Origin of the sequence: Glycomyces sp. NRRL B-16210 (assembly GCF_000719515.1) — a bacterium.
Taxonomy (GTDB): Bacteria; Actinomycetota; Actinomycetes; order Mycobacteriales; family Micromonosporaceae; genus Glycomyces.
The window spans coordinates 261076-287694 of sequence record NZ_JOGR01000002.1; the positions used below are offsets into that span (position 1 = coordinate 261076).

Annotated in this window: 25 protein-coding genes and 1 pseudogene; 7 read left to right on the plus strand and 19 right to left on the minus strand. The window is 71.0% G+C overall.

All coding sequences use genetic code 11. The features are described 5' to 3' along the window. The first annotated feature begins 47 nt into the window (after positions 1-47). Complete coding sequence (locus tag IF12_RS0103900) at positions 48-992, plus strand: aldo/keto reductase (RefSeq protein WP_030154770.1); 945 nt, start codon at positions 48-50, stop codon at positions 990-992. Positions 993-1055: 63 nt separating this feature from the next. Here IF12_RS0103900 and IF12_RS0103905 read toward each other — a convergent pair whose 3' ends face one another. The 7 genes from IF12_RS0103905 to IF12_RS0103935 all read right to left on the minus strand — a co-directional run bounded on the left by IF12_RS0103905 (position 1056) and on the right by IF12_RS0103935 (position 10340). Continuing rightward, positions 1056-1475: a hypothetical protein gene (locus tag IF12_RS0103905; protein WP_197034590.1), complete on the minus strand. Its 420-nt coding sequence runs from the start codon at positions 1473-1475 to the stop codon at positions 1056-1058. 73 nt (positions 1476-1548) lie between these two features. After that, the gene (locus IF12_RS0103910; RefSeq protein ID WP_051703937.1) at positions 1549-2145 is read right to left on the minus strand and encodes a hypothetical protein; all 597 of its coding nucleotides are present in this window, start codon (positions 2143-2145) and stop codon (positions 1549-1551) included. 791 nt (positions 2146-2936) lie between these two features. After that, on the minus strand, positions 2937-4361 hold the full coding sequence (locus IF12_RS0103915) for an NAD(P)/FAD-dependent oxidoreductase (RefSeq protein WP_030154783.1): 1425 nt from the start codon (positions 4359-4361) through the stop codon (positions 2937-2939). Between the two features lie 426 nt (positions 4362-4787). Further along, positions 4788-7733, minus strand: a complete 2946-nt coding sequence (locus IF12_RS0103920; protein WP_081913132.1) for an RICIN domain-containing protein — start codon at positions 7731-7733, stop codon at positions 4788-4790. Positions 7734-7936: 203 nt separating this feature from the next. Beyond that, positions 7937-8719 carry a hypothetical protein gene (locus IF12_RS0103925; RefSeq protein WP_030154787.1) on the minus strand — a complete coding sequence of 261 codons (783 nt, stop codon included), beginning with the start codon at positions 8717-8719 and terminating at the stop codon, positions 7937-7939. Positions 8720-8776: 57 nt separating this feature from the next. Then, a complete protein-coding gene (locus IF12_RS0103930; protein WP_030154789.1) occupies positions 8777-9883 on the minus strand; it encodes a PP2C family protein-serine/threonine phosphatase in 1107 nt (368 codons plus the stop codon). 49 nt (positions 9884-9932) lie between these two features. Continuing rightward, complete coding sequence (locus IF12_RS0103935; RefSeq protein ID WP_030154792.1) at positions 9933-10340, minus strand: helix-turn-helix domain-containing protein; 408 nt, start codon at positions 10338-10340, stop codon at positions 9933-9935. 148 nt (positions 10341-10488) lie between these two features. On the opposite strand from IF12_RS0103935, the gene IF12_RS0103940 reads away from it, so the two are divergent. Continuing rightward, entirely contained in the window at positions 10489-11346 is an 858-nt protein-coding gene (locus IF12_RS0103940; RefSeq protein WP_030154794.1) for an SDR family oxidoreductase, read from the plus strand. A gap of 71 nt (positions 11347-11417) precedes the next feature. Here IF12_RS0103940 and IF12_RS0103945 read toward each other — a convergent pair whose 3' ends face one another. Both IF12_RS0103945 and IF12_RS0103950 read right to left on the minus strand, forming a co-directional pair. Further along, entirely contained in the window at positions 11418-12245 is an 828-nt protein-coding gene (locus tag IF12_RS0103945; RefSeq protein ID WP_030154796.1) for an NAD(P)H-binding protein, read from the minus strand. A gap of 172 nt (positions 12246-12417) precedes the next feature. Continuing rightward, positions 12418-12954, minus strand: coding sequence for a PadR family transcriptional regulator (locus tag IF12_RS0103950; RefSeq protein WP_030154798.1), 537 nt, complete (start codon positions 12952-12954; stop codon positions 12418-12420). A 77-nt stretch (positions 12955-13031) separates the two neighbouring features. Between IF12_RS0103950 and IF12_RS0103955 the strand changes: the two genes are divergently transcribed. From IF12_RS0103955 to IF12_RS0103970, 4 genes are read left to right on the plus strand one after another with little or no spacing between them, the layout of a single operon-like run. Beyond that, positions 13032-13844, plus strand: coding sequence for an ABC transporter ATP-binding protein (locus IF12_RS0103955; protein WP_030154800.1), 813 nt, complete (start codon positions 13032-13034; stop codon positions 13842-13844). Continuing rightward, positions 13841-14503 carry an ABC transporter permease gene (locus IF12_RS0103960; RefSeq protein ID WP_030154802.1) on the plus strand — a complete coding sequence of 221 codons (663 nt, stop codon included), beginning with the start codon at positions 13841-13843 and terminating at the stop codon, positions 14501-14503. Before IF12_RS0103955 ends, IF12_RS0103960 begins: the two co-directional genes overlap by 4 nt. Then, positions 14500-15219, plus strand: coding sequence for an ABC transporter permease (locus IF12_RS0103965; RefSeq protein WP_051703938.1), 720 nt, complete (start codon positions 14500-14502; stop codon positions 15217-15219). Before IF12_RS0103960 ends, IF12_RS0103965 begins: the two co-directional genes overlap by 4 nt. Further along, positions 15216-16118 (plus strand): ABC transporter substrate-binding protein, encoded by a 903-nt coding sequence (locus tag IF12_RS0103970; RefSeq protein WP_030154807.1) that lies wholly within the window; start codon positions 15216-15218, stop codon positions 16116-16118. Before IF12_RS0103965 ends, IF12_RS0103970 begins: the two co-directional genes overlap by 4 nt. A 53-nt stretch (positions 16119-16171) precedes the next feature. On the opposite strand, the gene IF12_RS0103975 is transcribed toward IF12_RS0103970, so the two are convergent. Beyond that, positions 16172-17032 (minus strand): aldo/keto reductase family oxidoreductase, encoded by an 861-nt coding sequence (locus IF12_RS0103975; RefSeq protein WP_030154810.1) that lies wholly within the window; start codon positions 17030-17032, stop codon positions 16172-16174. Positions 17033-17153: 121 nt separating this feature from the next. On the opposite strand from IF12_RS0103975, the gene IF12_RS0103980 reads away from it, so the two are divergent. Next, the gene (locus tag IF12_RS0103980) at positions 17154-17588 is read left to right on the plus strand and encodes a helix-turn-helix domain-containing protein (RefSeq protein WP_030154812.1); all 435 of its coding nucleotides are present in this window, start codon (positions 17154-17156) and stop codon (positions 17586-17588) included. Positions 17589-17647: 59 nt separating this feature from the next. On the opposite strand, the gene IF12_RS0103985 is transcribed toward IF12_RS0103980, so the two are convergent. From IF12_RS0103985 to IF12_RS0104050, 9 genes and pseudogenes are all read right to left on the minus strand, one after another. Continuing rightward, a complete protein-coding gene (locus IF12_RS0103985) occupies positions 17648-19126 on the minus strand; it encodes a family 43 glycosylhydrolase (RefSeq protein WP_030154820.1) in 1479 nt (492 codons plus the stop codon). A 277-nt stretch (positions 19127-19403) separates the two neighbouring features. Beyond that, positions 19404-20954, minus strand: a pseudogene (locus IF12_RS27130) (RICIN domain-containing protein); the annotation flags it as partial. A 151-nt stretch (positions 20955-21105) separates the two neighbouring features. Next, positions 21106-21624 (minus strand): hypothetical protein, encoded by a 519-nt coding sequence (locus tag IF12_RS0104020; protein ID WP_030154826.1) that lies wholly within the window; start codon positions 21622-21624, stop codon positions 21106-21108. 31 nt (positions 21625-21655) lie between these two features. Next, positions 21656-22699: a glycoside hydrolase family 43 protein gene (locus IF12_RS0104025; protein ID WP_030154829.1), complete on the minus strand. Its 1044-nt coding sequence runs from the start codon at positions 22697-22699 to the stop codon at positions 21656-21658. A gap of 145 nt (positions 22700-22844) precedes the next feature. Then, on the minus strand, positions 22845-23630 hold the full coding sequence (locus IF12_RS0104030; protein WP_030154831.1) for a helix-turn-helix domain-containing protein: 786 nt from the start codon (positions 23628-23630) through the stop codon (positions 22845-22847). Then, on the minus strand, positions 23627-24007 hold the full coding sequence (locus IF12_RS0104035; protein WP_035748349.1) for a nuclear transport factor 2 family protein: 381 nt from the start codon (positions 24005-24007) through the stop codon (positions 23627-23629). Before IF12_RS0104035 ends, IF12_RS0104030 begins: the two co-directional genes overlap by 4 nt. A 124-nt stretch (positions 24008-24131) precedes the next feature. Beyond that, positions 24132-24962 carry a class I SAM-dependent methyltransferase gene (locus IF12_RS0104040; protein WP_030154835.1) on the minus strand — a complete coding sequence of 277 codons (831 nt, stop codon included), beginning with the start codon at positions 24960-24962 and terminating at the stop codon, positions 24132-24134. A gap of 31 nt (positions 24963-24993) precedes the next feature. Beyond that, complete coding sequence (locus tag IF12_RS0104045; RefSeq protein WP_030154837.1) at positions 24994-25698, minus strand: hypothetical protein; 705 nt, start codon at positions 25696-25698, stop codon at positions 24994-24996. 51 nt (positions 25699-25749) lie between these two features. Beyond that, positions 25750-26565: an SDR family oxidoreductase gene (locus tag IF12_RS0104050; protein WP_030154840.1), complete on the minus strand. Its 816-nt coding sequence runs from the start codon at positions 26563-26565 to the stop codon at positions 25750-25752. Positions 26566-26619: the final 54 nt, after the last annotated feature.

Sequence of the window (26619 nt, forward strand, 5' to 3'; positions counted from 1 at the left end):
CAGGACGCCGCGCGTCCCGGGAAGCATTCGACGACACGGAGGATCACATGGCCAAGCTCGGCGGTACCGACATCGAGATCTATCCGCTCGTCCTGGGCACCAACACCTTCGGCTGGACCACCCCCGAACCGGACGCGCACGCGGTCCTCGACGCCTTCGCCGCGGCCGGCGGCAACCTCATCGACACCGCCGACTCCTACTCGGCCTGGATCGAGGGGAACTCCGGCGGCGAGTCCGAGACCGTCATCGGCACCTGGCTCGCCAAGAACCGCGACAAGAACGTCCTGGTCGCCACCAAGGTCTCCCAGCACCCCGAGTTCAAGGGCCTCGCCGGCCCGAACGTGCGGGCCGCCGCCGACGCCTCCCTCAAACGGCTCGGCGTCGAGGCCATCGACCTCTACTACGCCCACTTCGACGACGCGGACACCCCGCTCGAAGAGACCGTCGCCGCCTTCGACCAGCTCGTCACCGAAGGCAAGGTCCGCCACATCGGCATCTCCAACTACAGCCCCGAGCGCCTGCGCGAATGGCTCGACATCACCGAGCGCACCGGCGCGGCGCGCCCGGTCGCGCTGCAACCGAAGTACAGCCTCGTCAGCCGCGCCGCCTTCGAGCCGGGCCTGCGCGACATCGCCGTCGCCGAGAACCTGAGCGGCCTCCCGTACCACGTGCTCGCCAGCGGCTTCCTCACCGGCAAGTACCGCACCGAGGACGACCTCGCCCAGAGCGTGCGCGGCGGCGCGGTCGCCAAGCACCTGAACCCGTCGGGCCTCGCGATCGTCGACAAGCTCGACCAGATCGCCCGGGCCCGCGGCGTCGCCATCGCCTCGGTCGCCCTGGCCTGGGCCCGCACCCGACCCGGCATCGCCGCGCCGATCGCGGGCGCCCGAGAGGTCGACCAGCTCGCGCCGCTGCTGGCCTCGGCCGAGCTCGAACTCACCGCGGACGAGGCCGACGAGCTGACCGCGCTCTCGGACTTCATCGGCGCTTAGCGTGAAGCACTGAGGCCCTTACCGTCGATCGGCGGTAAGGGCCTCAGTACTTCACACTGGAACTCAGGCGCGGCTCGCGCGGCCGATCGATTGCAGCATCCTGCGTACGGTCAGAGCGTGCCCGCCGGTGCGGATGACCAGGGTCTTGTACACGAAGCCCTGGGGACCGGGGAAATCGGCGAAGGTCCGCGCGATCAGCTCAGTGCCATCCTGCGCTTCCGAATCCCGTATCTCGAAGACCAGCCGGTACCGCGAGAACCGGTGCCGTCCGGTGAGGTCCAACCGCCTGCCCCTCACCTCCCGCGACACCGCGAAGCCCGCCCGCGGCTCGGTCCCCAGCAGCAGCGGCAGCGGGCCGCCGCGATCCTTCATGAGCGTCGTCTCGCAGTAGTCGCGCAGGGCCGTCCACACGCGGTCGCGCGGGGCACCGATGGTGATCCGGTGCTCGTCGATGAATCGCGGCGGCACCTGCTCGCCGGTCACGAGCTGCGTCCGGCGGGTGAGCATTGGGTTTCGCACATGTGAGCAGTCTTGCACCGTCCTGACCGGAATGTAATCATCGAGCGTGTGCGGTCACGATCCGCACGGGCGCGTCGGCCGAGGTGCGGCGCCGGGAGTAGTGCACCGTGAGGACCGCCAGCAGCGGGCCCCACGCCATCAGCGGCGCGTAGGCGATCCAGAACACGAGGTTCTGCCAGCCGTTCACCGCCAGCCTGCTGGGCTCCCCGTCGATGCCCAGGCCGAAGGCGTACATGCCCATGACGTACGTCCAGCCCATCAGGACCACCGCGCCGATCGAGGCGGGGACGACCGCGGCGGCGACCGGCACCCTGCGGCCCCGCAGCCACGGGACCCAGCGCGGCCAGACCTCGCCCCAGACCGTCACCAGCCCGATCGCGAGGAACGCCAGCGCCTCGCTGGCCACGCTGAGCGCGATGACGTACCACCACGGGCCCGCCTCCACGCCGCTCGCCTCGGCCAGGATCTGCGGGTCCTTCTCCAGCAGCGGCACGTCGCCGGCCATCGCCAGGATCCTCCAGACGGCGGACGGCAACGCGGTGAGCGCGGTCGCGTAGGCGGTCAGCACGGCCCAGCGCGGCACGCCCTCAGCGGTCCTGCCGTGCAGTCGTTCGGCGAATCCGGTCGCGGTCATGCGGCGCTCCTCGTCTCGACGGGATCGCGGTCCGCGCGTCCCAATGGCCGATCGATACGAGCGTCGCCCCGTCGCCGCGGCGCGGCCTCCCCCTCGCGCAGGCGACCGTTCCCCCACGAGGGGGAATCGGGTCCGGAGCCCAGTAGCCCGAGGCACCCGGCGAGGGCCGTTCCCGCGAACGGAGGACCGGGCCTGCGCAGCACGGCTCTGCCGCACTGCGGATACCGGTCGAGGCGGTTGAAGGTGCCGAGCACTCGGGAGTCGACCTACCGCGCGGAGGCACCGCTGTCGCGGGCCGGGATGCCGAGCGGGTCGGTACAGCGGGGTTCGTGTGCGGTCGGTCCTGGCGGCGCGCAGCGGTATTCGCGTGCGCCAGGGCTGGTACACCGCGATGATCTGCGTCGTCCGCGACGGTGCTGCGGGGTTCGCGCGTGGACGGCCTCGGCAGTGCCCGGCGGGATGGGGGCCACATCGCGATTCCCCGCGTCGCCTGAGGCGACACACCGGGGGGTGTTCGCGCTTGGGAGCCGTTTGCAGGTTCGGAAGCTCCGCTCGGCGGGCCACCGACCCTTCTCCCGCGCGGGGAAGCGGTGCCTGGGCTCGCGTCGAACCGGGCGAAGTCTCCCGGCCCTTCTCCCGCGCGGGAAAGCCGTACACGGCGCTCCCCGTTCGCATGACGAACGATCCCCGGACCGCCCGGCTCGCCGGTCGAAGCCGCACCCCCTACGGCAACGCCTTGGGGTCCTTACCGCCAATCGGCGGTAAGGACCCCAAGGCGTCAGAACCTCAGCTTAGGCCGCTGAGGGGCGTCCGTACTCCTCCAGGAGCCGCAGCCAGATCTCGCTGATCGCAGGGTAGGCGGGCACGGCGTGCCAGAGGCGGTCGATCGGGACCTCGCCGACGATCGCCGTGGTCGCCGCCTGCACGAGCTCGGCCACGTCGGGGCCGACGAAGGTCGCCCCGATCATCACCCCGCGGTCCTCGTCGACGATCATGCGAGCGGCGCCCTCGTACCCGTCCCGGTACAGGCTCGCCCCGGCCACCGAACCGAGGTCGTAGTCGACCACGCGCACCGACTTCCCCTGTTCACGAGCCTGTTCGGCCGTGGGACCGACGGCCGCGACCTCCGGTTCGGTGAACACCACCTGCGGCACCGCCGAGTGATCGGCGGTCGCCACGTGCGCGCCCCACGGCGCGTCGTCCACCGCGCGGCCCGCCGCGCGGGCGGCGATCACGTCGCCCGCCGCGCGCGCCTGGTACTTGCCCTGGTGGGTCAGCGGCGCCCTGCCGTTCACGTCACCCGCGGCGTAGAGCCAGTCGAAGCCCTCGACGCGCAGCGTGTCGTCCGTCTCCAGCTTCGCGCCGGGTTCGAGGCCGATCCGGTCCAGACCGAGATCGGCGGTCGCGGGCGAGCGCCCCGCCGCCACGAGCACCTCGGCCGCGGTCACCGGCCCGCCGCTCGTCTCGATCCGGACCCCGTCCCCGGTCCGTTCGACGCTGAGCGTCTCGGTGTCGGTGAGGACCTTCACGCCCTTGTCCCGCAACGATTTCGCGACGCGCTCGCCCGCGAACGACTCGACGCCGCCGAGCAGTCCGCCTCGCGAAACGACGGTCACCTCAGCACCGAAGGCCGCATAAGCGGTCGCCATCTCCGTGGCGACGACGCCGCCGCCGATGATCGCGAGGCTCTCGGGGATCGACTTCGCGCTGGTCGCCTCCCGGCTCGTCCACGGCCGAGCCTCCCGCAACCCGGGGATGTCGGGGATGTTCGCGACCGAACCGGTCGTCACCGCGACCGCGTGGCGGGCCCTCAGCACGGTCGTGCTCCCGTCCTCGGCGGTCACGGTGACCTCGCGTTCGCCGCTGAGGCGCCCGTGCCCGCGCACCAGGTCGATGCCCGCGCTCTCCAGCCAGCTCACCTGGCCCGAGTCCGACCACTCGCTGGTGAACGAGTCGCGCCTGCGCAGGACCGCCGCGACGTCGAGTTCGCCGGTCACGGCCTCGGCCGCGCCGGGCAGGGCGCGGGCGGCGTCGAGCGCCTGCGGCGAGCGCAGCAGCGCCTTCGACGGCATGCACGCCCAGTACGAGCACTCGCCGCCGACGAGTTCGCCTTCGACGATCACGGTCTCCAGACCGCCGCGGACGGTCCGGTCGGCGAGGTTCTCGCCCACCGGGCCCGCGCCGATCACGACCACGTCCACCTCGCGTCCGCTCACGACGCCACCTCCGCGTTCGCGCGAGGCGACCTGACTGCTTCCTCGGATCTCATGCGCCCTTGTCCCTTCCGGAGTCCGTGGGGTCCGTGGGCGCCGAGACGGGTTCGCGGCGGCCACGCGACGCGGTTCGCCGTGTCGGCGGACCCCTTCGCCATGATTCCAGGCCCGGACGGCACGGCGGCGCGAACGGCGCATTGCGAACGGCCGCGACCGCCGCAGGCGGGCGCGGCCACCGGTGCGCATCGCCCCGGATCTGAAGCGATGCGCACCGGGCCCGTCTCCCGCCTCACAGCGGTGAACGCCGAGAACCCTTCCGCGCTCGGATAAGCGACGCCGGATTCGTTCGTCGTTTCACGACGACGTCCGCCCAGACGCCTTCGGTACCGCCCGCCGGAGCGACCCGCGCCGGGCTCGCTCACCGCCGCCTCAGGCGGCGGGTGCCTTCGCGTAGACCTCGATCTCGCTCAGAATGATCCAGCCGACCGTGCCGCCGCCGCCGGCGGTCATCGCCACGCGCACCGCGGAGGTCGCGGCGTTCACGTCCACATCGATCACCGGGACGGTGTCGGTCGGCACGTCGACCGCCGCTCCCGCGTCCTGCCAGACGCCGTCCGCGTCCAGGTACTGCACCTGGAGCGTGTCGGCGTAGCTGGCCCGGCCCCCGTCGCTCCAGAAGTACGACACCACCCGGGTCACCTCCCGCTCCTGCGGCAGCGTCACCGTGATCGCGTCCTCGGTGTTGAACGGCTCGGACTTCCAGTTCGACCAGGCCTTGTCGGTGCGGACCCCGTTCAGCAGGTCCCGCGCGGCGTACCCCGGCTCGGTATAGGTCGCCTCCGCCTCGACACCGTCCCCTGTGGCCACGTTGACCTCGATCGGGTCGGTCACCTCGACGTTCACGACCGCGTCGAGCTCGGTCCCGTCCACGAGGGTCGCGGTGCCGCCCAAGGCCACCGTGCCGAACTCGTCGAAGGCGCCCTCGTCCGGCTCCTCCCACACGACCGGCACCGGAGCCTCGGTGCCGCGCGCTCCCAACGCGATCACCGTCTTCGGCAGCTCCGGTGTGAAGCCCGGGTACGTCACCGCCGATGCGGGAGCGGTCGCCTTGAACGTGTCGACGCGGACCTTCGCCTTGGTGCGGAAGGAGTTCCCGAGCGCGTCGGTCGCCGCGCCCCAGACGACCACCGTCCGCTTCTTGTCCCAAGTGGACTGCTTCGGCATCTTCCACTCGACCGGCAGCGCGCCGCGCTCCCCGTCCCGGAACTTCCCGGGCACGGTGCCCGGCAGCTCGGGCTCGAAGCCGGGCACGGTGTAGCCCTCGACGTACGCCGCGCCCAGCACCGTCTCGTCCTCCACCGACCAGAGCTGGTTGTTCGCCGAGGTCGGCGTGTACGTCTGGACCGGCGAGCCGTCGGCGGTGGCCTCGCCCCACACGTCCAGCACCAGGCCCGTGCCGACGTTCACCGGCACGTAGAGGCCGTTGCCGGTGGTCGACAGGTACCACTGCGCCGAAGCGGGCGCCTCGCCCCCGGCGTCTTCGAGCACCGCCAGGCCCTCCTCGACCGCCAGGCGGGTCCCGTTGGCGGCGTTGACGATCGCGTACCGCTCCCGGTTGGTGTGCCCGTCGGTGAGCCGCTCGATCGACCACAGCTGCGCGGGGTCGGACTCGTCGTCGGTCGCGAGCGCGATACCGGCGCCGTCCTCGGTCGGCGCGATCGACTTGTCGCTGTGCACCCCGTCGAAGCGGTACACGTGGCCGTCCTGCACCAGCGCCGCGTCCTCGGCGACGCCCGAGACCCCGGTGACCTGGAACGTCGTGACCGACTCGGCCGGGACCACGAGGGTCGCCGTGCCGCCATCGACCTTCACCGCATCGCCCTCGACCAGGGCCCCGTCGGCGCTGGTGACGATCGGCGTCACCGTGGCGCCCTTGGGGACCGAGCCGAACTTCGACAGGTCGAGCGTCACCGCCACCGTGCCGTCCGTCTCGTTGGTGTAGACCACGCTCGCGCCCTCGCCGCTCGCCTTGACCGCGGCGGTGGTCGAGGTGTCGTCGGTGGCGATGACGAAGTCGCCCGGCTCGATGTAGTGCGTGAAGTTCCGGATCGTGTCGAACTTCGTGTTCGTCTCGATCGGGCAGGACTCCAACGTGTCCTCGGCGGTGCAGTCGAACGGCACGTGGATCGAGCCCCAGCTGTGGCCCTCGTTCTTGTCCTCGACCGGCTGCCACAGCACCCACGCCGAAGGCTCCAGCTCGCGCAGGTCGTCGGTGATGCGCGCGGCGATCCCCAGGCCGCTCGCCATGGACGTGTAGTCCTGGCCCTCGGCCCAGTCCCCTTCGACCTCGCTCATCCACAGCGGCTTGTCGGCGCCCTTGGCGGTGTCGCGCGCGCTCGTGCGCCGCTCCGTGCCGTAGGTGTGGACGTTCAACTGGTCCACATTGGCCCTCGACTGCTCGGTGTAGGCGTTCCAGTTCTCGGTGAAGGTGCCCGGATTGGTCTCGTCCATCGCCGCGATCACCGCGTTCGTCTCGGACACCGCGAGCCGCTCGGCCAGCGCGTTGATCACGAGCTGCTGCGTCTCGGGGCTCGCGTGGGCGCCCTCCTGGCGGCCCCCGGTCGGCTGCACGCCGTCCTCGCCGAGGGTCGTGGACCAGTAGTTCGTGTTCGGCTCGTTGAGCGGGTCCACAGTGGCGAACTCGATCCCGTGGGCCCGTTCGAGATGCGCCATGACCTCGGTCAGGTAGACCGCGAACGCCTCCACGGCGTCGGCGCGGATCTGCTCGTCGGTGGCGCTGAAACCGCCTGAGGCGTAACTGGACACGGTCTGGAAGTACGGCGGGGAGTTCGCGAAGGCCTCCCAGTGGGTGACCTCGCCCTTGACCCGTTCGACCCACCAGCGCTGGTTCGCGTCGGCGTCCCAGTCCCAGTGCTCGGGGTTCTCGGGGTCCCACCAGTCCTTGTCCTCGTGGGTGGTCCCCTCGGGCGCGGCCCAGAACGGCGGGAGCGCCGAGGCCCCGCCGCGCAGGTAGTCGTCGTCGATGTTCGGGGCGTTGCCGCCGCCGATGTTGTACCGGGCGAGGTTGAGGTTCAGGCCCTCGGCGCCGAACACCAGCTCCGCGAGCTGCTCGCGGATCTCGTCGGGGTAGCCGCCGGTGGCGTTGGCGAACCAGACCAGGCTCGTGCCCCAGCCCTCGAACTCGGGGTGCCGGTAGGACGGGTCGAGGGTGACGGTGACGGCGCTCGCGGCCCTCTCGCCGCCGGTGGCGCCCGCGTTGAGCAGGGGGAGGGCCGCGGCGACCACGACGGTCGTGAGGCCGGCGGCGCCCGCGGCGGCGAGCACGCGCCGGCGCCCGGGACGGGAGGTTGGCATCGTCGTCTCCTTGAGGGATCGCTATCGAGTGGCATCGATGCTTCCACAGAACCCGACTGTTGTGAAGACCCTTATTCTAATGAATCGAAAAACTGCGGACGATGCCTTTCGGCGGCATGAGCGGGCGGGGCTCCGGCGATGCGGCCGAGGCGAACGGTCGGATGCGGCAGATCGGCGGCGCCCTGGAGCGCCGCCGCCCGGGTTCACTCCTCGGCCTCGACCCGTACTTGGACCTGAAGCACATCCCAGTGCCCGTACGGCGCACGGACCTCTTTCGCGTCCGGCAGGAGGATCCTCCACGGCGTCGGCGACCCGAGCAGGGGGTCGGACCGCACGAAGCCGCCCGCCGCCTCCGGGCCGAAGATCGCCTCGGTCCGCACCGTCCGGTACGAGCCGAGCCTGACGTTGAAGGCCTCCTTGGCCTTCGAGCCCTGCTCCAGGCCCGCCAGCCAGATCGAGACCGCCCGCAGCAGCCGGCCCGCCTGGAGGTCCCCGATGCGCGGTTCGAGCACCACCGAGACCGGGCTCGTCTCCTCGCTGTGGGGGATCCGGTATCCGCTCGGGTAGGCCAGCCCCATGATCCCGACGGTCCTGGCCCGCTCGTACAGGCGCCGCACCCGCCGCGCGTGCACCTTCGGGCCGTAGGCCACCGCGAACGCCCCGCCGACCAGGAAGAGCGGCATCGCGAACGCCATCGCGTTGCGGTACCAGACGTCCCCGAGGAAGAACGCCCGCAGCAGCCCGAGCTCGTCGATGCGGGAGCGGAAATCGCCGACGAAGCAGAGCATCACGGCGCCTATGCAGCCGAGCATGATGTTCATCCACCCGTTGAACCGCGTCGTCGCCTCGACTTCGACCAGTTCGGTGAACCGTTCGAACGATGAGGTCGCGTCGGGGGCCGGGGGCCGCTCCAAGGGCGGCGCGCCGATCGCCGCGGTCCAGGCCGCTCCGGGGTCGCCCGGCCACGGGCGCGTGTCGTACTTCATCGCCCCATTGTGCGACCGGCTCGCCTGCCCGCCCGGCGCGCGCCTCTGCGAGGCCCGTCATCCCGGCTCCGGTGGCGCCGGGCCGCCGACGCGCGTCACCGCCAGAATGCTCACGTCGTCGTCCATGCGCGTGGCGAACCGGACCGCGTCCTCCCACACGAACTCGACCAGGCGGCGCGGCGACGCGGGCGCGACCAGTCCGTCGAGGTGCCGCGCGAGCGGATAGTAGTTCCCGTCCTCGTCCCGCGCCTCGACCAGGCCGTCCGAGTAGGCCAGGAGCGTGTCCTCGGCGCCGAACGCCACCGGCGTCGCCTCGCCGGGCCGCACCTGCGGCGCCAGCCGCAGGCCCAGCACCGGGACCGGCTTGAGGTCGATCTCCTCGACCTTCCCGCCGCGCAGCAGCATCGGCGGCGGGTGCCCGCACGAGAGCAGCCGCACCTCGGCGGCGTCCTCGGCGAACTCCGCCAGCAGCACGGAGGCGAACAGCTCCGGCACGTAGCCCTGCTCGGCGTCGCCGATGATGCGCCGCTCCAGCCGCCACGCCACCCCGCTCAGGTCCGGCTCGTCCAGGATCGCCTCGTGGAACACCGACAGCAGCATCGAGGCCGTGCCCACCGCGTCCAGGCCGTGCCCCTGCACGTCACCGAGGATCATCCGCGTCCCGTACGGGCTGGGGCGCAGGTCGAACAGGTCGCCGCCGATCCGCGCCCCGCGCTGCGCCGAGTGGTAGACCCCCGCGCACTCCAGGCCGTCGACCCGCTCGGGCAGTTCCGGGAGCGCGGCCTTCTGCGCGGCCAGGGACACGTTGCGCATCGTGACCAGGCCCGCCTCGACGCGCCGCCTGATGTACGCGATGGCGAGGGCCGTGACCGACACGGTGATCATGACGAGCAGGTCGGAGTTGAAGGGGCGGCCGGTGAACGGCAGCGGGGTGATGAGCAGGACGATCGCGGCCACCGAGACGACGCCGGTCCACAGGGGCCCGAGCACGAACGCCGCCAGCAGCGGGATCACCGCCATGACCATGCCGCCGCGCGTCGGGTCCTTCTCGAAGACCCGCACCACGACGGCGAGGATCAGGCCCGCGAACGGCAGCAGCCGGACCCATGGCGGAATGACGGTGCCCGGCCGCAGTTCGCCCTTGCGGAGGACCTGCTCGGCCATGGCCCGAGTCTAGGCCCAAAGGCGCATCTCACCTGGTATTTCGCTCAGGTCAGGGGTGCTGAGAGGACGTTTCGGCGCGGCCGGCGTCGTACGCGGCCTGGGCCGCGAGCACGGCGGGCATCGCCGCGTAGAGGTCGGCCACGAGCTCGCGCAGGCGCGACTCGATCCCCGCGCCGGTCTCGGTGAGGCGGTACTCGACGCGGGAGGGGTAGCCGTCCGAGGCCAGGCGCGCCACGAGGCCGTCGCGCTCGAACTGGCGCAGGTTCTGGGCGAGGGCCTTCTCGTTGATGCCCTCGACCGCGCGGCGGATTTCGCTGAAGCGCTTCGGCCCCTCGTGCAGGACCAGCAGAATGAGCGTGCCCCAGCGGCCGGTGACGTGGTCCAGGACGATGCGGGACTCGCAGCCTCGGGCGGTCACCTCGAAAGGCGGTGCGGCGCCTGCGGGACGAGTGCTCATGGCGCGATGTTACCTCCGCGACGGCGGGTTCGACCCGATTGCGCTTTCGAATCGGGTGTGCTTTCATTCAGACTGTGCTTTCATTTTGAAAGTACTCAAGCATTTCGCACATGTCGCATCGCAGCGCCTCGCTCGAAGGAGTCAGTCCATGATCGTCGTCACCGGAGCCACCGGCCAACTCGGCACACTCGTGGTGGAGGGCCTGATCAACCAGGTCCCCGTCGAACAGATCGCCGTGGTCGCGCGCGACGCGGCGAAGGCCGCGCGCTTCGGCGAGCTCGGCGTCGAGGTCCGCGTGGGCGACTACGACGACCCCGCGAGCCTGGCCGACGCCTTCGGCCCGAACGAGAAGGTCCTGCTCATCTCCGGCAGCGAGGTCGGCAGGCGCGCCCCGCAGCACAAGGCCGTCATCGACGCCGCCAAGCGGGCGGGCGTCGCGCTCCTGGCCTACACCAGCATCCTCGGCGGCCCGGCCGCCGACTTCGAGCTGGCCCGCGAGCACCAGATCACCGAGCGGTACCTCATCGACTCGGGGCTGCCGTACGTGCTGCTGCGCAACGGCTGGTACCACGAGAACTACACCGGGAACCTGGCCGAGGCCGTCGCCGCCGGCGCGCTCACCACCAGCACCGGTCCCGGCGCGCGCGTCGCCAGCGCCGCCCGGTCCGACTTCGCGGCCGCGGCGGTCGCGGTGCTCACCACCGAGGGCCACGCGAACCGCGAGTACGAGCTCAGCGGCGACGAGGCCTGGACCTTCGACGAGTTCGCGGCCGAGGCCGCGCGCCAGACCGGCGGGGACTTCAAGGTCAACCGCATCTCGGGGGAGGAGCTGCGGGGCATCCTCACCGGCCAGGGCGTGCCCGACCCGATCGCGGCGATCCTGGTGGGCGTGGACGTGGCCATCACCGAGGGCCTGCTCGCGACGCGGACCGGCGATCTGGCCGCCCTCATCGGCCGCCCGACAGTGCCGGTGGCCGAGGCGATCGCCAAGGGCCTCAAGGCCTGAGACCTGTGCACATGCGTGGCCCGCGGGGAGTGCCCCCGCGGGCCGCGCACTGGTTTCCTTGCGTGTCAAGCCTATGGGCGGGAACGGAACTCGTCGGCGTGCTCGCGGGCCCACTGCGCGAAGGTCCGCGCGGGCCTGCCGGTGACGCGTTCGACGAGCCCGGACGGCTCGGCCGTCCATGCTGGAGGGTTCGCCCGCCAGCCCAGGACGTAGTCGATCGCCTCGTCGGGCATTCCCATGGCGCGCATCCGTTCCCGGCCCTGCTCCTCGCTCAAGGCCTCGAACCGCAGTTCGCGGCCGATTGCCTCGCCGATGGCGGCGACCTGGTCGGGGACGGTGAGCGCTTCGGGCCCGGTGAGCAGGTACGACTGCCCGGCGTGCTCGCCGGTGGTCAGCGCGGCCGCGCCGACGGCGGCGATGTCGGCCGGGTGCGTCGGCGCGTGGGCGATGTGCCCGAACGGTTCGCTGACCACGCCTTCGGCGCGGATCTCCTCGGCCCACGTGACGGCGTTCGACATGAACTCCCCGGGCTGGAGGTGCGTCCACTCCAGACCGCTCGCCTCCACGGCCTCCTCGACCGGCCCCCGGTAGCCGTTCCACAGTGTCGTCACCCGCCGCACCCCGGCTTTGACGGCCGCGGCGGCGATCTCGGCGCTGTTGGGCAGCGTCTCGTTGGACGAGCCGAGGGCCGTCAGCAGGTGCAGTCCGGTGACGCCTTCGAGCGCGGCCTCGATCGCGGCGAGGTCGGTGAGGTCGGCGGCGACGGTCTCGACCCCGCCGGGGAAGCGGCCCGCGCTCGGGTCCCGCGCCAGGGCCCTGACCGGATGCCCGCCGGCGGCCAACTGCCCCACCAGGTGTCGGCCCACGTTGCCCGTCGCGCCGGTGATCAGGATCGTCATCGGTGTTCCTCCTCGGATCGGCCGGGGCGCGGACGCGACCCGGCGGCCTTTCCCAGGCTAGGAACGAAAGGGCGAGCCGGCATCGGTCGTTCGCCGCAGTCGCGGCTACGTCGCTGGTCCTAAGACCGGCGGCGAATCCCAAGCACCGCTTGCGGTTTCGACCGGACGGGCATCACGGCACGACCATCTGGTTCGCGGCGTCGAGCTGCTCGCGCAGCCAGGCCCGCTCGGCGCGCCGCGTCGCCTTCGCCGTGACCAGGATGCCCCTGCGGTACGGGTCGCCGATCTCGGCCTCGCGCAACGGACGCGAACCCTCCGAGAACAGGTTCACCGGCCGGTCGAGGAACTCCAGGCGCCGCCGCAGCACCGCCCGCCGCTGCGCCTCGTCCGGCAGGTGCGACAGGAACGCGAGCACCACGGTGAACCTGCCCCCGTCGGTGATGTCGTGACCGTCCGCCTCGCTCAGGCGCTGCCGCAGCCGCCGCTGACCGGAGTCGGTGAGCCGCAAGGTCCCCCGTCCCGCGCCCGCGCGGCCCCGGCCGAACTCACGGTCGAGCGCGCCCGCCGACACCAGCCGGTCGATGGCCGGATAGACCGTGCCGTCGCTGAAGGTCCGGGCGTATCCGTGCAGTTGAGACATCTTGCGGCGCAACTCGTACCCGTGCAGCGGCCCTTCCGCGAGGAAACCCAGGATCATCAGTTCGATCACAGGGCTATTCTATACCTCGAAACGAGGTATAGAATATTGTCCGTTCGCGCTTCCATCGAATGCATCGGGATGTCTCAGTGATCGAGTTCGCGTCGGTGTCGAAGACCTATCCGGGCCCCACCACGGCCGTCTCCGATTTCTCGCTGACCGTGCCCTCACACCGCACGGTAGTCCTCGTCGGGTCCTCCGGGTCCGGAAAGTCGACATTGATGCGCATGGTCAACCGCATGGTCGAACCCACCTCCGGAGCCGTGCTCATCGACGGCGAGGACGTGCGCGACAGCGACGCGGTAGCCCTGCGCCGCTCCATCGGCTACGTCCTCCAGAACGGCGGCCTCATGCCCCATTGGACGGTCCTCGACAACGTCGCCACCGTGCCCGTCCTCACCGGCACCCCCAAGAAGCGGGCCCGCGCCGCCGCCATGGAACTGCTCGAACGCGTCGGCCTCGACCCCGCCATGGGCCGGCGCTACCCCGCCCAGCTCTCCGGCGGCCAGCAGCAGCGCGTCGGCGTCGCCCGCGCACTCGCCATGGACCCCAACATCCTGCTCATGGACGAGCCCTTCGGCGCCGTCGACCCCATCATGCGCCGCGAACTCCAAGAAGAACTCCTGCGCCTCCAGACCGACCTGCGCAAGACCATCGTCTTCGTCACCCACGACGTCGACGAGGCCTTCCTCCTCGGCGACGAGGTCGTCGTCCTGCGCGAACAAGGCCAGATCGCCCAGCAGGGCACCCCCGCCGAGATCCTCGGCTCGCCCGCCGACGACTTCGTGCGCGGCTTCATCGGCGCCGACCGCGGCGACCGCACCCTCACCACCACCGAAATCGACGGCCGCACCATCGCCGTCGACGGCACCGGCCGCCCCGTGGGGGTCCTCGCCCCGTGAACTGGCTGAACGCGAACTGGCCGCAGGTCGTCGACCTCGCCGGCGACCACCTGGCGCTGAGCGTGCCCGCGATCCTCGCGAGCGTCCTCATCGCCGTCCCGATCGGACGACTCGCCTACCGCCGCCCCAGAATCGGCGGGCCGCTCCTCGGCGCCGCCGCCCTCATGTACGCGATCCCGGCCCTGCCGCTGCTCATCATCATCCCCGCGATCCTCGGCATCCCGCTGCGCTCGGCCGCGACCATGATCGTCGCCCTCACCGTCTACGGCGTCGCCCTCCTCGTGCGCACCGCCGCCGACGCCTTCGGCTCAGTGGACGCCCGCGTGCGCGAAGCCGCCGTCGCCGTAGGCCACTCGCCCCGCAGCGTCTTCTGGCGCGTCGACCTCCCCCTGTCGATACCCGTGCTCCTGTCCGGCGTCCGCGTCGTCACCGTCAGCACCGTCAGCCTGGTGACCATCGGCGCGCTCATCGGCGTGCCGAGCCTCGGCTCCCTCCTCACCGACGGCTTCCAGAGAGGCATCGCCGCCGAAGTCGCCACCGGCGTCATCGTCACGATCCTCCTCGCGCTCCTGCTCGACGCACTGCTGCTCGCCGCGGGCCGCGCGGTCACCCCGTGGACCCGCAACCCGCGCGTCCGGATCACGGAGGGCACGGCATGAGCCTCTTCGTCGATGCCCTCGCATGGCTGACCGACCCCGCCCACTGGACCGGCGACGGCGGCGTCCCCACCCGCGTCCTCCAGCACCTCGCCATCACCGGCGCCGTCGTCGGCATCAGCGCCGCGATCGCCCTCCCCGCCGGCATCCTCATCGGACACACCAGGAAAGGCTCCGGCGCCGTCGGCGCCCTCACCGGCGCGGCCCGCGCGATCCCCACCCTCGGCCTGCTGACGATCTTCGGCCTCGCCCTCGGCATCGGCCTCCTCGCCCCGATGCTCGCCCTCGTGGTCCTCGCGATCCCGTCCGTCCTCGCCGGCGCCTACGCCGGCGTCCAAGCGGTCGACACCGCCACCACCGGCGCCGCCAAGGCCATCGGCATGAGCGCGCGCCAAGTGATCTTCCGCGTCGAACTGCCGCTCGCCTCGCCCGTGGTCATCGGCGGCCTGCGCGCGGCGACGCTCCAGGTCGTCGCCACCGCGACCCTCGCCGCCTACACCGCCGACTACGGCCTGGGCCGCTACCTGTTCGCGGGCCTCAAATCCCGCGACTACCCCGAGATGCTCGCCGGAGCGCTCCTGGTCGCCGTGCTCGCGCTCCTGCTCGAACTCGCGCTGGCCACCGCGCAGCGCCTCGCCACCACCCGACTCGCCGCACCCGGAAGAACCAGCGAAACCGCGACACGAAACGACACCACCCGAGAGAAGGAACCCGCATGAAGCGCCGTACCAAGACCCTGACGTCCGCCGCGCTGCTCGTCGGCTCGCTCGCGCTCACCGGCTGCGGCGGCGACCCGCTCTCCAGCGGGGACGGCGACGGGGACGACATCGTGATCGGCTCGCAGGACTACTACTCCAGCGAGATCATCGCCGAGATCTACGCGCAGGCGCTCGAAGCGGAGGACTTCGGCGTGGACCGCCAGTTCCGCATCGGGCAGCGCGAAGCCTACCTCCCCGAACTCGAGGAGGGCACGATCGACCTGTTCCCCGAGTACACCGGCCCGCTGCTCCAATACTGGGTCGCCGACACCGAGGCGCGCCTGAGCGAGGACGTGTACGCCGAGCTGGAGGCGTCCGTCCCCGACGGGCTCCGCGTGCTCGACCAGTCGCCCGCCACCGACCAGGACTCCTACACCGTGACCCAGGCCTTCGCCGACGAGTGGAGCCTGACCACGATCGACGACCTCGCGAACGTGACCGTGCCGATGACCATGGGCGCCAACTCGGAGGCCGAGAACCGCCCGAACGGGCCGCAGGGGCTGCTCGACGCCTACGGCGTCGAGGTCGGATTCACCCCGATCGAGGACGGCGGCGGCCCGCTCACGGTCGCGGCGCTCACCGACGACGACATCCAGCTCGCCATCATCTACACCGCCGACCCCTCGGTCGCCGCGAACGACCTGGTCTCCCTTGAGGACACCAAGGGCCTCTTCCTCGCCTCGCACGTGGTGCCGCTCGCCAGCGACAATGTGGACGAGGCCGCCGCGCGGGTCATCAACGCCGTCAGCGCTGCGATGACCGCCGAGGACCTCCTCGAACTCAACTCCCGCAGTGTGAACGAGGAGCTTCCGGCCGCCACCATCGCGACCGACTGGCTCAGCGAGAAGGGCCTCGACTAGCAACCGACCGCCTCGGGGCCGCCGCACCTCCTGGTGCGGCGGCCCCGAGCCGTTCAGCGGCCGATCGCGTCCAGCTCCGCGAGGTCCGCATCGGACAGTTCCAGTCCGGCGCCGGCGACGTTCTCGCGCAGGTGCGCGACCGAGGACGTGCCGGGGATCAGCAGGACGTTCGGCGAGCGGTGCAGTAGCCACGCCAAGGCCACCGACATCGGGGCCGCCTCCAGCCGCGCGGCGACCGCCGACAGCGCGGAGGACTGAAGCGGGCTGAAGCCTCCGAGCGGGAAGAACGGCACGTAGGCGATCTGCTCGGCGGCGAGCGCGTCGATCAGCTCGTCGTCGCCGCGGTTGGCGAGGTTGTACAGGTTCTGCACGCACACGATCGGCGCGATGCCCTGGGCCTCGGCGACCTGCTCGGCGGTGGCGTTGCTCAGACCCAGGTGGCGGATGCGGCCTTCCTGCCGCAGTTCGGCGAGCGTCGTGAACGCTTCGGCGATCGACTCGGCCCGCGGCCCCTCGGCGTCGCCGAGGCGCAGGTTCACCAGGTCCAGGACGTCGAGCCCGAGCGATTCGAGGTTCTCCTCCACCTGTCGGCGCAGCTGGTCCGGTTGCCGCGCCGTGGGCCATCCGCCCTGCTCGTCGCGCTGCGCGCCGACCTTCGTGACGACGTGCAGCGTCTCGGGGTACGGGTGCAGCGCCTCGCGGATCAATCGGTTGGTGACGCGTGGTCCGTAGGCGTCGCTGGTGTCGATGTGGGTGATCCCGAGGTCGACGGCCTCGCGCAGGACCTTGATCGCGCCGTCGTGGTCGGCGGGCGGTCCCATGACCCAGGGGCCGGCGAGTTGCATGGCGCCGTAGCCGAAGCGGGAGACGGTCAGATCGCCGAGCGTCCAGGTGCCGCCGGGAAGCGAGTGCATGCGAGTGCCTTTCGAGTGGTGGTATCTGTCAGTGCCTTCCTTCATAATGGTCGGGTAACTACCCGATGGGAAGTGGGCACTTCGAAGTGCCCTGGTGACCCGCAGGTGACTGGAGTGCGCGATGGCGACGAGGACGGCGGCCGAGAAGCGGGCCGAGGCGAAGACCGAGTACGACGCGTTCCTGGACGTCTGCCCGAGCCGCAAGCTGCTCGATCGGATCTCCGACAAGTGGGTGGCGCTGATCCTGTGCGCGCTCGGCGGCGGGGCCGACGCCGAGCGCCCCGGCGAGCCGAGGGCGATGCGCTTCTCGGAGCTGTCGCGGCAGCTCGCGGGCGTGAGCCAGAAGATGCTCACGCAGACGCTGCGCTCCCTGGAACGCGACGGGCTCCTCACCCGCACCGTGACGCCCACAGTGCCGGTGACGGTCTCCTACGAGCTGACGGCGCTCGGTCTGTCCCTGCGCGATCTGATGCGGGGCCTCAAAGTCTGGGCCGAAGGGCACATGGACGAAGTGCTCGCCAACCGCGAAGCCCACGACGCCGCCAGCCCCAAATGAACGCGGTCCCCCTGCAATGCAAGGAGACCGCGTCCAATCGACTGTCACTTATGCGGCGGTCACTCTCCTGAGGGCGCCGGGATCGCGACGCCGCTCGCCAGCGGCGTGCCGAAGTTCGGCGTGCCGTCCGCGTTCCAGGTGATCGGCTGGACCCGCGTCTGGCGGGTCGAGCCGCAGCCCTGGCTCGGCGAGGTGTTCCCGTGGTACACGAGCCATTCCTCGGTGCCGTCCGGCGAGGTGAAGAACCCGTTGTGGGCCGTGCCGTAGACCCCGTTGCCCTGCTGGAACACCGGAGTCGGCGTCTTGGTCCACGACGAGGCCGAGAGCGGGTTCGAGCCCGTGAGTTCCAGCAGCCCCAGCTTGTAGTCCGGGGTGTTGCAGGAGGAGGCGGAGAAGGTCATGAACGTGCGCCCGCCGTGCTGGAGGATCGCCGGGGCCTCGTTGACGCGCGCGCCGACGGTCTCCCAGTCGTGGGTGGGCCGGGAGATGGTGTTGTGCGAGCCGGTCACCGTCCACGGGTTCGACATGGCCGCGATCCGGACCGTCTGGTCGGGCCCGTCCCACTCCGACCACAGCAGGTACAGCTGGCCGCCGACCTCCAGATAGGACCCGTCGATGTTCCACTGGTTCGGCAGCGGCGTGCCCATGAACTCGTACGGCCCCATCGGGGTCGAGCCGGTCGAGCGGAGCACGTGGAGCTTCTGTCCGTCGAGGTTCGTCTGCGAGTTCCCCGAGGTGTACATCAGGTACCAGGTGCCGTCGATGCGATGGAACTCCGGCGCCCAGTGGCTGCAACAGCGGTTCGGCGTGCCCGCGTCGTCCCACACCACCGTGTCAGAGGCGGTCTTCAGACCCTCCAAAGTGGCCGAGCGGCGCATGATGACCGTGGACTCCCAGGTGGTCGTGGACATGTAGTAGTAGCCGTCCCAGTACTCGATCCACGGGTCGGCCCCGTTGGAGCGCAGCGGGTTCGACACCGAGTTCTGCGAGCCCGAGGGCACCTCGGCGAGCCGCCACTTCTGCACGGCCAGGCCGTTGTAGGTGTACTGGGAGATGCGGCTGCCCGCGGAGGTGGACCAGTCCCACAGGTCGAGGGCCTTGCCCGAGAAGCGGTTGATGAAGCTGTAGGTGCCGTCCGAGTGCTCGGTGGCCGACCACTGCTGGTTCGTGCCGCCCAGGTCGGTCCACTGGGCGATGGTCGCGCCGTCGTCGGCGTTCCACTCGAAGACCTCCAAGACGAGATTCGAGTGCCGGGCCTGGATCTTGAAGTAGCCGCCGCCCGCGTCGAGGAAGCGGAACTGCTGCTGGTGCTCCTGGTTCGCGGTGTACTGGGTCAGGATCGCCCCGGGGGAGGTCGAGGCGTCCCGGACGTCGAGCACGAGGCCCGAGTGCGCGCTCGTGACGGTGACCCAGGTGTCGGTGGGGACGGCCGCGTGCGCGGGCCTGTCGGCGGAGACCGACAGGCCCAGGGCTGTCAAGGCGGCGATGAGCGTGAATGCGACGAGCAGATGCCCGCGCTTGATCGTTCTTCCGAACATGTTGCGCTCCAAAAGGAGTGATTACCGTTGTGAGGGAGGAGCGGGGCGCACCGGTGGGGGTGCGCCCCTGATCGCGGCTCCGAAGAGCCGCAGTCCGAGGCGGGGACTCGACTGCCGCTGAGCCGTACGTCCGGTCTCCAGCGGCCGCCGAGGCCGAATTTCCGGTCCTTAACTGCCGTCGAGGCTGTATCTCCGGTCCTTCACTGCCGTCAAGGAGTGGCCACCCCGCCGAGTTCCATTCGATCTGCTCGATGTCGAGCGTGAAGCCGCCGTTCCTCCCGTACGCGTGGTACGAGATGAATCCCCTGTGGATCGACTGCCCGCCGGAGGCGACGTTGTTGCCGTAGGCGCCGAGGACGACCGTGCCGCCGCCGTTGCGCATGTCGACGCCGTCGGCGTCCACGAACGGTCCGGTCGGCGAGGTCGAGCGGCCCACGGTGATCTGGTACGTCGAGTTCGCCCCCGCGCAGCAGGTGCCGATGGAGGTGAACAGGTAGTAGTAGCCGTCGTGGCGCGTCATCGACGGCCCCTCGATGCCGCCGCCCTTGGTGGCCAGGCGGATCGGGGTCGCGCCGGACGCGGGCTTGCCTGAGGGCCAGTCGAGTTCGACGATGTGGATGCCCTGCCACCAGGAGCCGAAGACCATCCAGTGCCGGCCGCTCTCGTCCACGACGATGTTCGGGTCGATCGCGTTGAAGGCGCCGCCCACATAGGACTGGATCACCGCGCCCTGGTCGACCCAGTTGTAGCCCGGGGCCGAGGGGTCCAGCGTCGTGTTCGTCGCCAGGCCGATCGCCGAGCGCTGCGAACCGAACGTGGAGGCCGAGTAGTACAGGTAGTACAGGCCCTGGCCCGCGTCGAAGTGGATGTCGGGCGCCCAGAGGTTGTCGACGCCGCTGATCTGCTGCGTGACCCACGAGGGCTTGGAGTTCCAGATCGTGCCGATGCTCTGCCAGGACTGGCCGCCGTTGGTGGAGCGGCGGATCGGGATGGTGCCGTCGCCGACCCTGCCGTCGCCTGTGGCGAATACGTACCAGGGCTCGCCCGCGCAGCCGGCCCACAGGGCCGGGTCGTGCGTGGAGAGGTTGCCGCTCAGGTTGCCGGGCGGGCTCGGCGGCGAGTCGCAGTCCCCTTGCGAGGGTTCGCCGGTGGTCGGTGTGTCGGTCGGCCCGGCGTCCGCGGGTTCGAGCGCCCACTGCTGGTTCGCGGCCCCGGTCGGCTCGTACTGCGAGATCCGCGCACCCGGTGTCGTGGCGTGCTCCCAGACTTCGAGGTTCTTGTCCGAGAAGCGGTTCGTGAAGGTGTAGTGGCCGTCGGCCTCGTTCGCCCGCCACTGCTGGTTGGTGCCGCCGAGGTCGGTGTACTGGGCGATGGTCGCGCCGTTGTCGGCGTTCCACTCCCACACGTCGAGCACGAGGTTCGAGTGCCGCGCCTGGATCTTGTAGTACCCGCTTCCGGCGTCGACGAAGCGGAACTGCTGGCTCGCGGCCCCGGTGGGGGACTGCTGGACGAGTTGCGTGCCGCCGGCGGCGGCGCCGCCCTCGACGCCGAGCACGAGGCCCGAGCCCCGGTTGGCGACGGTGTACCAGGTGCCGGTCGCGATGGCGGCCTGGGCGTTCGCGGTGACGAGCATGAACGTCGCGGCGGTCGTCACCGCCGCGGCGAGGACGGCGAGCGCCGCGCGCAGCCGGCGCCGCCGGGCGGTGCGGTCGGGAGGTCTGAGGGTGGTCTCGGTTCGCATCGGTGGTCTCCTCCGGCCCCTGCCGGGGCCTCGGCCGGACGCCGAGAGCAGTGCCGGGCTCTCTCGGCGATTGAAGTATGTGCGCATATCGATGGATAGTTGCGCGAGTAGACTAACCGAGTTTTACCGATAACACAACGGCACGGACGCAACCGCCTCACCTACGCCCGCGTGGCCCGTCATTCGGCGACCTGCTCGGCATCGTCAACGCCCCGCCTACGCCCGCGCCGCCGTCGACTCAGGCCAGCATGGTCGGCTCGGGCTCCTCGCAGCCGTACCAGTTCTCCTCGCTGTACGGATGGAAACCGTCGATGTACAGCGGCGACTCGAACGTCGTCTCCGGATAGTCCGCGGTGAAGTCCCCGAACACGCTGAACCGCGAGAAGTGATCGTCGATCACGTCGCAGAGCACGACGATCGCCTCGAACCCCTTCTCGCAGGCGTCCCAGCACCACATCCCGTTGACCCGCCCCGTGGCGACGGCCGTCTCCGGGCCCCAGGTCAGCCACTCCAGCTCGTAGGCGAAGAAGTTCTCCTGCACGATCGCCGATTCGGGCCGCTGCGTGCTGTACGGCTCGGACGGCCCTTCGAGCGAGTCGATCGTACGGATGAAGACCTCGGCGGCCTCTTCGGTCGCGGCTTCACTCTCCTCGGCTTCGGTCGGCGGTTCGGTGTCCGCGGTCTCGCCGGTCGTGCAGGCGGCCAACAACAGTGCCGCGAGTGCCGCGACGGCGAGGAAGGGGCGCAAGGTGCTCATGCGCGAACACTACCGAACCCGGGCGCCGGTTTCAGTCCCCGTCGAGGTCGGTGCGCTGGCGGACGACCCGCAGATCGTCACCGTCCCAAGCCATCTCGTAGAGCTTGCCGCGCGCTCCGGTGAAGGGGCGGTGCAGGACGAGCAGCAGCTCCCCGTCGAACGAGGTGAACAGCATCCCGTGCCCCGAGTCGCCTCGCACGAGCGGTTCCCGCTGCTCCCAAGGGCCTTCGAGCCTTCCGGAGCGCGAGACCGCCCAGGTCTGCACGTAGTCGCCGTCGATCCCGCCCTCGGTCAGCCGATTCTTCTCATACGTCGACCACAGGCAGATCAGGGCTCCACTGGGCGCGCGGTGGAGCTGGGGCCCGTCGGTGACATACGGCGGGATCTGGTGCGGCACACCGGCGGGGATCTCTCGCGTGAGCCACGGCGCGTCCGAGCCCTTGAACAGCAGGACCGCCTCGCCCGCGACCGCGTCGAGCGCGTCGGTCAGCGGGAACGCCTCGATGGTCCCGTCGATGCGCTGGAGCCACTCGTTGGCGTAGACCATCCACGGGCGGCTTTCGTCGTCGGTGAACAGGGTCCCGTCGAGGGTCATCAGCTCGGGCGGCAGGATCGGCGCTTCGGGCCTGAGCATCCGGAACGGGCCGGTCAGCGAGTCGGCGACGGCGACGACTGTGGACCGCCGGTAGTTCGCGACCGGGAACGGCGTGCCGTACGCGCCCGGTTTCGGCACGGGCAGTGGAGAGTCCGTGTCGTGCAGCGTGGTGAACAGGTACCAGCGGCCGTTCCAGCGGTGGACTTCGGGAGCCCAGGCGCCGTGGACCGCCCACGGCCCGTCCTGCTCGTCGACGAGGAAGACCGGGACCGGTTCGGCCCAGTCGCGCAGGTTCGGCGAGCGGTAGACCATGGTGCCGACCCCGGCGGCCGAGACCGGGCCGGTCGCCTCGGCGGTGAAGCCCTGGTTCGCCGTGTAGAGGTGGTACAGCCCCGACTCGGGGTCGGCGACCACGAACGGGTCGTGGAGCGGCATCTCGGGCAGGCGCAGGGGAAAGTCGGCGGGCAGCGGTTCACTCATCTCGCAAACGCTATCAAGCCGGCTCCGAGTCGCGTCCGTGCAGCACCCCGCCCCGCAGCGCCTTCGCCGTCCGCCGCGAAACCCTGGGGAATCTCGGCGGGTCGGGTGGACCGCCTCGGTGTCGCGATTGCACGTGTCGAGCCGCTCAATCCTCCGCCGTGAGAGTCGGGTCGCGGAGGACGGCTGCGGACTGTTCGTCCGCCGGGTAGTACATCTCGACCGCGATGCCCTCTAGCGTGATGTCCCGCGGCGTCCCGAACGTGGTGATGGTCGAGAACAGTCGCAGGTCGAATCCGTTGTGGCGGATGATCATCGGGGTCGTGATCTCGGATTCGACTGAGACCGTCGCGTCGTCCTCGCCGAGGCCCGGCCTCAAGAACTCCTCGTACAGCGCGGCGACATCGGGGTCACGGGTGCGTTCCAACTGCCGCGACAGTCGGCCTCTGAGCACCGCGCGGACTTGACCGAGGTTGACGATCCTGGACGCCAGGCCCTCCGGGTGCAGGCCCAGCCGCACCAGGTTGACCGGCGGTTCCAGCAGTTCCGGGGCGATCCCTGCGAGGAACGGCCGGAGCGAGCGGTTGGTCATCACGATGTTCCACCGCCCGTCGATCACCACCGCCGGGTAAGGCTCGTGCGCGCGCAGCACGGCCTCCAGGGCCCCTCGAGCCGCCCCGAGGTCGGGCCCGGTGAGCGGGCGCTCGGGGTACTCGGGCGCGTGTCCCGCGGCGAGCAGCAGCCGGTTGCGTTCGCGCAGCGGCACATCGAGCGTCTCGGCGAGCCGCAGCACCATGGCGGCGCTCGGACGCGACTTGCCGGTCTCGACCAGGCTCACGTGCCTGGCCGAGACTTCGGCCGCGAGCGCCAGCTCGAACTGGCTCATCCGCCGCCGCTGCCGCCATTCGCGCAGCAGCCCGCCCACCGTCGTCACGGCATGAGGCTATGGGGCTCGGGCGCGGGGGCCGCTTCGGGGATCGGCTGGAAGACCTCCACGTGCTCGGCGATCAGGTCGCCTTCGAAGCGCCAGACGTCGGCCACGGCGATCCAGCGGCCCTCCCACGGCAGCCAGCGGCGCGAGAGCATGGACACGTGGTCGCCGTCTTCGAGCAGGAGCCGGATCTCGATCTTCATGTCGGCCGAGGGGATCCGGCGGACCGCCTCGATCCACTCGTCCCGGCTCGACGCGACGACGCCCGGTCCGCGGTCGACGAAGTCCTCCTTGAGCAGCGGCGCGATGGCGTCGGTGTCGCCTTCGCCGAACAGTGCGTCGAGGGCGGTCCTGATGCGGTGTTTCCTGTCTGTCGTCATGAGGGCCAGTATCACGGCCGAAACGGCCGCCGTCGATGAAACGGCATTTCATGAAACTCGGGACCCATTGCACCGCAACAAGTCTCAGTAAGAATTCGCTTCGGGATCGCTCGACGTGCGCCGGTCAGCGCCTCCAGATGACCGCTTCGGTCGCGTGCCGCCGCTCGCTGAAGCGGCCGTCGGGGGAGGCCTCACGCAGCAGCCGCCGCAGGTCCGCCTCGAATGCGCCGCGCTCGTCCCCGAACAGGTGCGGCGCCGCGCTCGACAGCGAGAACACCGCCGCGACGATCGCGTTCTCGTCCCGTTCCACGACCTCGCCGCCGCCGACGCGGATTCGCACCGGACCGGTGTAGCCGGCGCGCCGCATGACCGCCTCCTCGCCGCCGCGCGTCCCGTTCGGCAACCGCCCCTGTCCGGCCCGGCGGACCGGCCCGAGGTACCGCGCAACCAGCGCCTCGATGCGGTCCCACGGCGGAGCGGGCCGCGGCAGCGCCTCGCCGCCCGCTTCGCCCCGGTGCGTGGTCGCGCCGACGTGGACCCATGCGCCTCCGGGTTCGAGCATGTCGCGGACGCGCCGAGCCACCAGGTCCTGGTCCATCCAGTGGAAGGACTGGGCGAACACGGCCGCCCGGAACAGTCCCAGTCCGGCGGGGAGTGCCTCTGCCCGCAAGTGCCGCCAGGTGATGCCGCCGATCCCGGCCGCCTCGGCGTTTCGCCTCGCCGCCGCGACCATGTCGGGATCGGCGTCGACGCCCACGGTCGCCGCGAACCTCGGCGCGAGCAGCAGCGTCAGCGATCCGGGACCGCAGCCCACGTCGAGGAGCCGCCCGGTCCCGTCGAGGCCGAGTTCGGCGCCGATCGCCTCGCCGAGGGCGGCCGGGTACGGCATCCGCCCCGCCGCGTAGTGGTCGGCGCTTCCGGCGAACAGCGTCGCGTCCCATTCCCAGGTGCCCATTCGGCGAGACTATCGCCGACCGCAGGCGAGTTCAGTAGCGCTTGCGGTCCCGCTTCTGCGGCACGATGACAGGGGACTCGCCGTGGACCCGTTCGTCCACGACCTCGACCCGCGGCGCGAACCGCGCCGCCGCCTCGGCGATCGCTCTCGCGCCGTGCGGGCCGAGGCGGACGCTGCGGGAGTTGAGCATGGCCCCCAAGCGGACCGGCGAACCGTCCGGCCTGGCCTCGGCGCTCCGCCGCTGCTTCTCGCTCGGCTCCCGCTGCGTCACTCCGTACCAGTCCGTGGTCTTCTCCACGCCCACCTGCGACTGCCCCGCCGGGATGAATCCCAGCCACTTCCGTTGCAGCCGCCACAGGACCACCCGCTCGACCTCGTCCCACGGCAGGTCCACAATGGGCTCTTCGAGCCGCATGTAGAACCCGCCCAGGCCCTCGGTGTAGAGCCGGATGCCGCCGGGCCCGACGATCGCCGCGGCGGGCGCCCGGAACAGGTGGTAGGCCTTCATGGCCGGCCACGCCAGGAACGGGACCACCAGGACGAGCAGCCCGAGCCACGCGGGCATCTCGGTGTCGGTGCCCTGGGAGTCCCGGTACGACACCGGGTCCGACCCGGCGCTCAAGAGCATCCAGGGCGTGGCGACCAGGAGCGTGATCGCGACGGCGAACAGGACCAGGTCGCGCGGGCGCACCCGCTCGGTCACGGTGACCTCGCCGTCGGCGGGTGCGGATGTCATGGCCGGATCACTCCTCGGTCGGTGGGCGGACCCCCGATTCTCGCACTCCTTTCAGCGGAACGCGGCGGCGTTGCGCTCGGCCCAGGTCGCGAAGGCGACCGGAGGCCGCCCGAGGAGGCGTTCGACCTCGCCGCCGACCTCCCGCTCCGCCTCGGTCGGGTTGCCGAGGGTCTCCAACGCCCCCTCGACGACCTCGGCGGGCCAGAACCGCGTGAACCGCGCGAACGCCTCGTCGCGGGTCAGCTCCTCGAACGCGACGGGTTCGCCGATGGCCGCGCCGATCGCCGCGGCCTGCTCGCGCGGGCTCACCGGCGCGGGGCCGGTGAGCGTGTAGCGCCGCCCGGCGTGGCCGTCTTCGGTGAGGGCCTTGGCGGCCACCGCCGCGATGTCGGCGGGGTCGATGAACGGCAGGCCCACGTCGCCGAACGGGGCCGCGATGGCCCGCGCGGTGCGAACCGGCTCGGCCCAAAGGAACGCGTTCGAATGGAAGCCGCTCGGACGCAGGATCGTCCACTCCAGACCCGATTCGGTGACGGCCGCTTCGAGCGCCTGCTGCGAGCGGTCGTCGCGGGTGACGGCGCGCTGGCTCGACAGCAGGACCACCCGGACGATCCCGGCGGCCGCGGCGACCTCCAGGACCGGGGCGAGATCCAGGCCTTGGTCACGGGTGAGCAGGAACAGCCGGTCGGCCCCTTCGAAGGCGGCCTTCAAGGTCGCGGGCTCGGCGAGGTCGGCGCGGACGTGGACGGCCCCTTCGGGCAGCTCGGCCGCGCCGCGCGAAACGGCGGTGACGGGCTCCCCCGCGGCGAGCAGGGCCTCCACGAGCGGGCGGCCGACGTTGCCGGTGGCTCCGGTTACGACGATCATGTTCGGTCTCTCCTTGACTCGGTGATGCACGGTGTCGCTGGTGAGGCCAAAGCT